The 7,097-nt window shown below is 70.6% G+C and carries 5 protein-coding genes and 1 pseudogene; 3 read left to right on the forward strand and 3 right to left on the reverse strand.

The window, feature by feature from the left end:
* Nucleotides 1–27: 27 nt before the first annotated feature.
* Nucleotides 28–672: an orotate phosphoribosyltransferase gene (gene pyrE / locus BSZ37_RS15995; protein WP_095511516.1), complete on the reverse strand. Its 645-nt coding sequence runs from the start codon at nt 670–672 to the stop codon at nt 28–30.
* On the reverse strand, nt 669–1,292 hold the full coding sequence (locus tag BSZ37_RS16000) for a CDP-alcohol phosphatidyltransferase family protein (RefSeq protein WP_095511517.1): 624 nt from the start codon (nt 1,290–1,292) through the stop codon (nt 669–671). Before BSZ37_RS16000 ends, pyrE begins: the two co-directional genes overlap by 4 nt.
* Before the next feature lie 262 nt (nt 1,293–1,554).
* Here BSZ37_RS16000 and dnaK point away from each other — a divergent pair, with 262 nt between their 5' ends.
* Nucleotides 1,555–3,516, forward strand: coding sequence for a molecular chaperone DnaK (dnaK, locus tag BSZ37_RS16005; protein WP_095511518.1), 1,962 nt, complete (start codon nt 1,555–1,557; stop codon nt 3,514–3,516).
* A 166-nt stretch (nt 3,517–3,682) separates the two neighbouring features.
* Nucleotides 3,683–4,549, forward strand: coding sequence for a formyltetrahydrofolate deformylase (gene purU / locus BSZ37_RS16010; protein WP_095511519.1), 867 nt, complete (start codon nt 3,683–3,685; stop codon nt 4,547–4,549).
* Here purU and BSZ37_RS16015 read toward each other — a convergent pair.
* Nucleotides 4,546–5,697, reverse strand: a complete 1,152-nt coding sequence (locus BSZ37_RS16015) for an AI-2E family transporter (protein ID WP_095511520.1) — start codon at nt 5,695–5,697, stop codon at nt 4,546–4,548. The two genes, purU and BSZ37_RS16015, sit on opposite strands and share 4 nt — an antisense overlap.
* A 488-nt stretch (nt 5,698–6,185) precedes the next feature.
* Here BSZ37_RS16015 and BSZ37_RS16020 point away from each other — a divergent pair.
* Nucleotides 6,186–6,968, forward strand: a pseudogene (locus tag BSZ37_RS16020) (ParA family protein); the annotation flags it as partial.
* Nucleotides 6,969–7,097: the final 129 nt, after the last annotated feature.

Here is a 7,097-nt window from a genome sequence, read left to right on the forward strand (position 1 = left end):
CCCCCCTGCCCACCGGTCTTCGATCCGTCACCCCTCCCCTCTCCTCCGCTCGCTCCACCCCGTCGGGTCGGCACGCCAGTCGTGGAGGGCCGTGAGGGCGCCGTCCGCGAGCGCGCCGGACTGGCGGGCCGCGTCGGCGAGTGACGTGAAGTCGGTGAGCGTGACGAGCGGAACTCCAGCCTCAGCAAACGCCCGCTCCGCCTCCGGGAAGCCGTAGGTGAACACAGCCAGGACGGCGACGACCTCGGCCCCCGCCTCCCGAAGCGCCTCGGCCGCGCTCAGGACCGAGCCGCCCGTCGAGACCAGGTCCTCGACCAGCACCAGGCGCTGGCCGGCCTCGACCCGCCCCTCGATCCGGTTCTGCCGTCCGTGCCCCTTCGCCGCGCTGCGGACGTAGCTGAACGGGAGCCCGGCCCGGTCCGCGAGGAGGGCCCCGTGGGGGATGCCGGCCGTCGCCGTCGCCGAGACGGCATCGACCTCACCGGCCTCGGCGAGCGCCTGGAGGAAGGCGTCCGCGACGCGGCTCCGGACCTCCGGGTACGACAGAATCAGCCGGTTGTCGGTGTAGACGGGCGAGAGCCGGCCGCTGGCCCACGTGAACGGGTCGTCGGGGCGGAGGGAGACGGCCCCGATGCGGAGGAGGTCGCGGGCGATCTCGGCGGCGGTCGTCACGGGGCGGGCGCGGGCGGGCGGCGGAAGTAGAGGAAGCCGGTGTAGACGGTCACGGCCGCCGTCACGAGGAGGAATGCGAGCGCGGCCGGCGAGGCGAGCGCGGCGTAGAGGAACCGGCCGAGGTGGCCGAGGAATCCGCCCAGCTGGCGGGCGTGCGATCCGGCGAGGAACACGAATGCCGTGATGAGGAACGTGAGCTGCCACGCCGTCTTCCACTTGGCCGCGGTCGAGGTCCGGAGCGGCCGGCCCTGGCGCTCGCGGATCGAGCGGAGAGCGGTCACGGCGAAGTCCCGGGCGGCGATCGCGCCGATCGCGAGCCACGGCAGCCACGCCCCGGCCGGCCCCGTCAGCCCCTCCCCGATCGGCTGGAGGAACGGGATGAGGAAGAAGGCCCCGAGCACGAGGACCTTGTCGGCGAGTGGGTCGAGGAACTGGCCGAGGCGGGACGAGACGCCGTACTCCCGGGCGAGGCGGCCGTCGAGCCAGTCGGTGATCGCGGCCAGGATGAACAGGACGGCCCCGGCCAGCTGTCCCCAGAAGGTGCCGGTCCAGAGGAGGTACAGGCACACCGGGGCGACTACGATGCGGCCGACGGTGAGGGCGTTGGGGACGTGCTTCATCGGGGAGGTGAGCGCCCGGCGTGGGGGGCACGCCAAGATACCCCGGGGCCGGGGCGCTTGAGGATCCGGCGAAGGGTCCTGCCATAACGGCAATCAGCCCCGCTTGGCACGCCCCTTGTCCGGATCCGGGTCGGCCGCGCGGCCCTGACCCGACGGCAGACGCCGCCGCCCGGATCCTCCTTCGAGACCCCGCGTAGCCACTCCCCAGTACTCCCGGCCCGAGAGCGGGCCCCTCAGACAGACACTCTTTTTACCTCCCCCAATGGGCAAGATCATCGGCATCGACCTCGGCACGACGAACTCCGTCGTCGCCGTCATGGAAGGCAACGAGCCCGTCGTCGTCCCGAACGCCGAGGGCGGGCGGACGACGCCGTCCGTCGTCGCCTTCAAGAAGGACGGCGAGCGGCTCGTCGGCGCCCCGGCCAAGCGCCAGGCCATCACGAACCCTCAGAACACCATCTTCTCCGTCAAGCGGTTCATGGGCCGCAAGTACGACGAGGTCTCGGAGGAGATGAAGACCGTCCCGTACACCGTCACGAAGGGCGACGGCGGCGTCGCCCGGATCGAGGTCGAGGCCGGCGACGACCACAAGCTGTACACGCCGCAAGAGGTCTCGGCGATGGTCCTCGGCAAGCTCAAACAGACCGCCGAGGACTACCTCGGCGAGCGCGTGACCGAGGCCGTCATCACCGTCCCGGCCTACTTCAACGACGCCCAGCGGAAGGCGACCAAGGAGGCCGGCCAGATCGCGGGCCTCGAGGTCAAGCGGATCCTCAACGAGCCGACGGCGGCCGCGCTCGCCTACGGGCTCGACAAGAAGGGCGAGGACGAGGTCATCGCCGTCTACGACCTCGGCGGCGGGACCTACGACATCTCGATCCTCGAGCTCGGCGACGGGGTCTTCGAGGTCAAGAGCACGAACGGCGACACGCACCTCGGCGGGGACGACTTCGACCAGCGCCTGATCGACTGGATCGCCGACGAGTTCCAGCGCGAGGAGGGCATCGACCTCCGCAAGGACCCGATGGCGCTCCAGCGGCTCAAGGAGGCCGCTGAGAAGGCCAAGATCGAGCTCTCGTCCGCCTCGCAGACGACGATCAACCTCCCGTTCATCACGGCCACGCAGGACGGCCCGAAGCACCTCACGCTCGACCTCTCCCGCGCGAAGTTCGAGCAGCTGGTGGACGACCTCGTCCAGCGGACGATCCCGCCGATGGAGAAGGCCCTCGCCGACGCCGGGCTGACGAAGGCCCAGGTCGACGAGGTCATCCTCGTCGGCGGCTCGTCGCGCATCCCGAAGATCCAGGAGGTCGTCAAGGAGTTCTTCGGCAAGGCGCCGAACAAGTCGGTGAACCCGGACGAGGTCGTCGCCGTCGGCGCGGCCATCCAGGGCGGCGTCCTCTCGGGCGACGTGACCGACGTCCTCCTCCTCGACGTCACGCCGCTGAACCTCGGCATCGAGACGCTCGGCGGCGTCATGACGTCGCTCATCCCGGCCAACACGACGATCCCGACGCGGAAGTCGGAGACGTTCTCGACGGCGAGCGACAACCAGCCGTCGGTCGAGATCCACGTCCTCCAGGGCGACCGCTCGATGGCCGTCGACAACCGGACGATCGGGCGCTTCCACCTCGACGGCATCCCGCCGGCCCCGCGCGGGCTCCCGCAGATCGAGGTCACGTTCGACATCGACGCCGACGGCATCCTCTCGGTGAGCGCCAAGGACAAGGCGACCGGGAAGGAGCAGTCGATCCGCATCGAGGCGTCCTCGGGGCTCAGCGAGCAGGAGATCGAGGCCATGCGCCGCGCCGCCCGCGAGCACGCCAACGAGGACCAGCAGCGGAAGGAGTCGATCGACAAGCTCAACCGGGCCGACAGCCTCATCTTCTCGACCGAGAAGAACCTCGCCGAGTACGGCGACAAGATCCCGGCCGAGAAGCGATCGCAGATCGAGGCCGGGTTGGAGCGGCTCAAGGAGGTCCACAAGGGCCAGAACCTCGACGAGCTCGACTCGGCGATGGAGCAGCTCAACACGGCGTGGAGCGCGGCCTCCGAGGACCTCTACCGGGCCCAGCAGGCCGAGGCCGAGGCCGGCGGCGCGCAGGCCGCCGCCGACGCCCAGGCGAACGGCGCCGCGGGCACCGGCGGCCCGGCCACGGGCGCCCCGGCGGCCGAGGAGGCCGACTTCGAGGTCGTCGACGACGGCGACACGAACCAGGCCTAGCCCCTGACTCCGCCCGCCTCGACACCGAGGCGGGGAGACTGAGCGCCCCGGTGGCTTCGGCCGCCGGGGCGTTTTTTCGTGCGTGTGCCGGCCTCGGCGAGCGAGCGCACGAGGCCGGCCGGGGTGCCACGCGCTTGCGATCTTGGGGCTCCCCCTCCGCCACGGCATGCCCGACGTCCCCCTCGCCCGCCTCCTCGTCACCTGCCCCGACCAGCCGGGCATCGTGGCCGCCGTCAGCGGGTTCCTCCGCAACCACGGCGCCAACATCACGGCGCTCGACCAGCACTCGACGGATCCCGCCGGCGGGACGTTCTTCCTCCGGGCCGAGTTCACGACGCCCGACCTTGACCTCACGGCCGACGCCCTCGAAGGGGCCTTCGCCCGCGTCGTCGCCGCGCCGTTCGCGATGGACTGGCGGATCGACTACGCGGCCCGAAAGAAGCGGGTCGCGCTGATGGTGTCGAAGTACGACCACGCGCTCCTCGAGCTCCTGTGGCTGTGGCGCCGCGGCGAGCTCGACGCCGAGGTCCCGCTCGTCGTCAGCAACCACGACGACCTCCGCGCCGAGGTCGAGCGGTTCGGCGTGGACTACCACCACGTGCCGGTCTCGAAGGACACCAAGGCCGAAGCCGAAGCGCAGACGCTCGCGCTCTTCGAGGACGCCGGCGTCGACCTCGTGGTCTTAGCCCGCTACATGCAGATCCTCTCGCCGCGCGTCGTCGATCGGTACCCGCACCGCATCATCAACATCCACCACTCGTTCCTGCCCGCGTTCGTCGGCGCGGATCCGTACCGCCAGGCGTTCGAGCGGGGGGTCAAGGTGATCGGCGCGACTGCGCACTATGTAACGGAAGATCTCGACGAAGGGCCCATCATCGAGCAGGGCGTCGCCCGTGTCTCCCACCGGGATAGCGTATCTGACCTCAAGCGGACTGGGCAGTCGCTCGAACGCGATGTGTTGGCAAAGGCTGTCCGCTGGCACCTCGAGGCGCGCGTCCTCGTGCAGGGGAACAAGACCGTCGTCTTCGCCTAGGCCGACTCGACCGGGGCCGCCTCGGGGGTCAGGTCGGCCGGGTCGTCCTCGGCCGCCTCGGCCTCGGGCGGGTCGAGGCCGGGGACCTCGGCCGGGGCGTCGTCGGCCGGGCCGAACTCCTCCGTAAAGATCTCCCACACGGTCAGGAACAGGCCGGCCACGATGGGACCCATCACGAGGCCGGAAAACCCGAACGTCGCCAGCCCGCCGAGCGTCGAGAGGAGAATCATATAGTCCGGCATCCCGGCGTCGCGGCCGACGAGGACCGGCCGGAGCGCGTTGTCGACGGTCCCCATGATGCCCGCGCCGATGCCGCCGAGGATGAGCGCCTTGACCCACGCGCCGGTCGCGAGCAGGTAGAGCGCGGCCGGGACCCAGACGAGCGCGCCGCCGACCGCGGGCAGGAGCGAGAACACGCCCATCATCACGCCCCACAGCACGGGCGAGCCGAGGCCGAGGACCCAGAACGAAACGCCGCCGATCGTCCCCTGCACGGCCGCGATCACGAACGTGCCCTTGACGGTGGCGCGCGTGACGGCCGCGAACTTGGTAAAGAGCCTCTTCTCGCGGGGGTCGCCGAGCGGGAGCGCGCGGATGAGGGTCTCGCGGAGGGCTTCCCCGTCGCGGACGAAGAAGAACAGGACGTACAGCGTCACCGCCAGCAGGAGCGTGAAGGTGACGGCCTGCTGGCCGAACCCGAGCAGGCGCGACGCGACCTCCTGGCTCACCGCGAGGGCCGACGACGCGACGTTCTCGCGGATCTGCTCGAAGTCGACCCCGATCTCCTCGGCGCGCTCCGCGAGTTGAGGGAGCATCCGCTCGACGGCCGCGACGGGCTCCGTGATGTCGATCTCCCCGCGCGACACCTGCTGGTACACGCCGACGGCCTCCTCCGTCACGAGCACGCCCAGCGTCACGAGCGGGCCGACGACGGCCACGAGCACGGTCGCGAGGGTGAGGAGCGCGGCGAGCGTCGAGCGCCCGCCGAGCCGTCGCTCGAACCACCCGAACAGGGGCGAGAACAAGACCGCCAGCACGACGGCCCAGAACACCGGCATCAGAAACCCGCCGAGCGTCCACGCGAACGCGAGCGTGACGACGGTGAGGAGGGCGAGGAACGCCCGGTTCTCGAGCGAGCGGAGGGTCATTGGGGGACGGCCGGGGCCGGAATATCGGCGCGCGCCGCCTGGAGTTTCACCTGTCTCCTTAGACAAATCTGCACCGGCCCTTGACGGGGAACGTTCTGATCCCTATTGTTCGAGCACCGAGTGAGGTCGAGCCTGGCGATCTGTCCGGGGGGACGACAACCGGCCCGACCCGCCCGCTTCAACCCCGACCGGCCCCGCGCCGGTCGGGGTTTTTCGTGGCTCCCCCCTCCGCCCGACCCCCGGCTATCTGTTGCGCCGCAAGGACTTGACGGCGGGACCTGGTGCGACACCACGCCGGTCCCGGAGGTGGAGACCTCCAGCCCCCCTCCGCGCCGGGGCCTCGGAGGTAACGGAGTCGTGGACAACGACGTGGACTCTTCGGGGACGGCGGGCGGCCCACCCCACACGGTGGGCGTCCCTATATTCGACGGTCCCCCCGGCCGCCCCTGCGGTCGGCGTCTGTCTCTCCCCTCACAGCGCCCCCCGACATGGGCAAGGTCATCGCGGTCGCGAATCAGAAGGGCGGCGTCGGGAAGACCACGACGGCCGTCAACTTGGCCGCGTCCCTGGCCGCCTCGGAGCACCCGACGCTCCTCATCGACACGGACCCCCAGGCCAACGGGACGTCGTCGCTGGGCATCGAGCCGCGGACGGTGGCCTCGTCGGTCTACGACATCCTCACCGGCAGCTCTGAGGTCGACGAGGTCGTGCTCCACACGGAGATGCCTTTCCTCGACGTGGTCCCGAGCCACATCAACCTCGTCGGGGCCGAGATCGAGATGATCGATCTCTTCGAGCGCGAGCGCGTGCTGAAGAAGGCGCTCCAGGGGGTCCGGCGGAAGTACCACTTCGTGGTCATCGACTGCCCGCCGAGCCTCGGACTCCTCACGCTCAATGCGCTGACGGCGGCCGACTCGGTGCTCATCCCGGTCCAGACGGAGTACTTCGCGCTCGAGGGGCTCGGCCAGCTCCTCAACACCATCAAGATCGTCCGACAGCACCTCAACCCCGACCTCGAGATCGAGGGCGTGCTCCTGACGATGTTCGACGGCCGCCTCCGCCTGTCGAACCAGGTCGCCGCCGAGGTCCGCCGCTACTTCGGCGACCGCGTGTTCGAGTCTGTCGTGCAGCGGAACGTCCGGATCTCGGAGGCCCCGAGCTTCGGGAAGCCGGTGCTTCTCTACGACGCGATCTCGACCGGCTCGCGGAACTACATGGCCGTGGCCGGCGAGGTCGTCCGGAACAACCAGCGCTACCTCCAGGCACCGCCCGAAACCGCCGACGGGACGCCGCTCGACGACGCGCCCGACCTCCGCGTGCCGCCGCCCGCGCCGCGCGTGCGCACAGAGACGACCGAGGAGGAGACGTCGTCGAAGGCCGCCCGTGCCGCGAAGCCCCCG

Source organism: Rubrivirga marina, from assembly GCF_002283365.1.
In the GTDB taxonomy this organism is placed as follows: Bacteria; Bacteroidota; Rhodothermia; order Rhodothermales; family Rubricoccaceae; genus Rubrivirga; species Rubrivirga marina.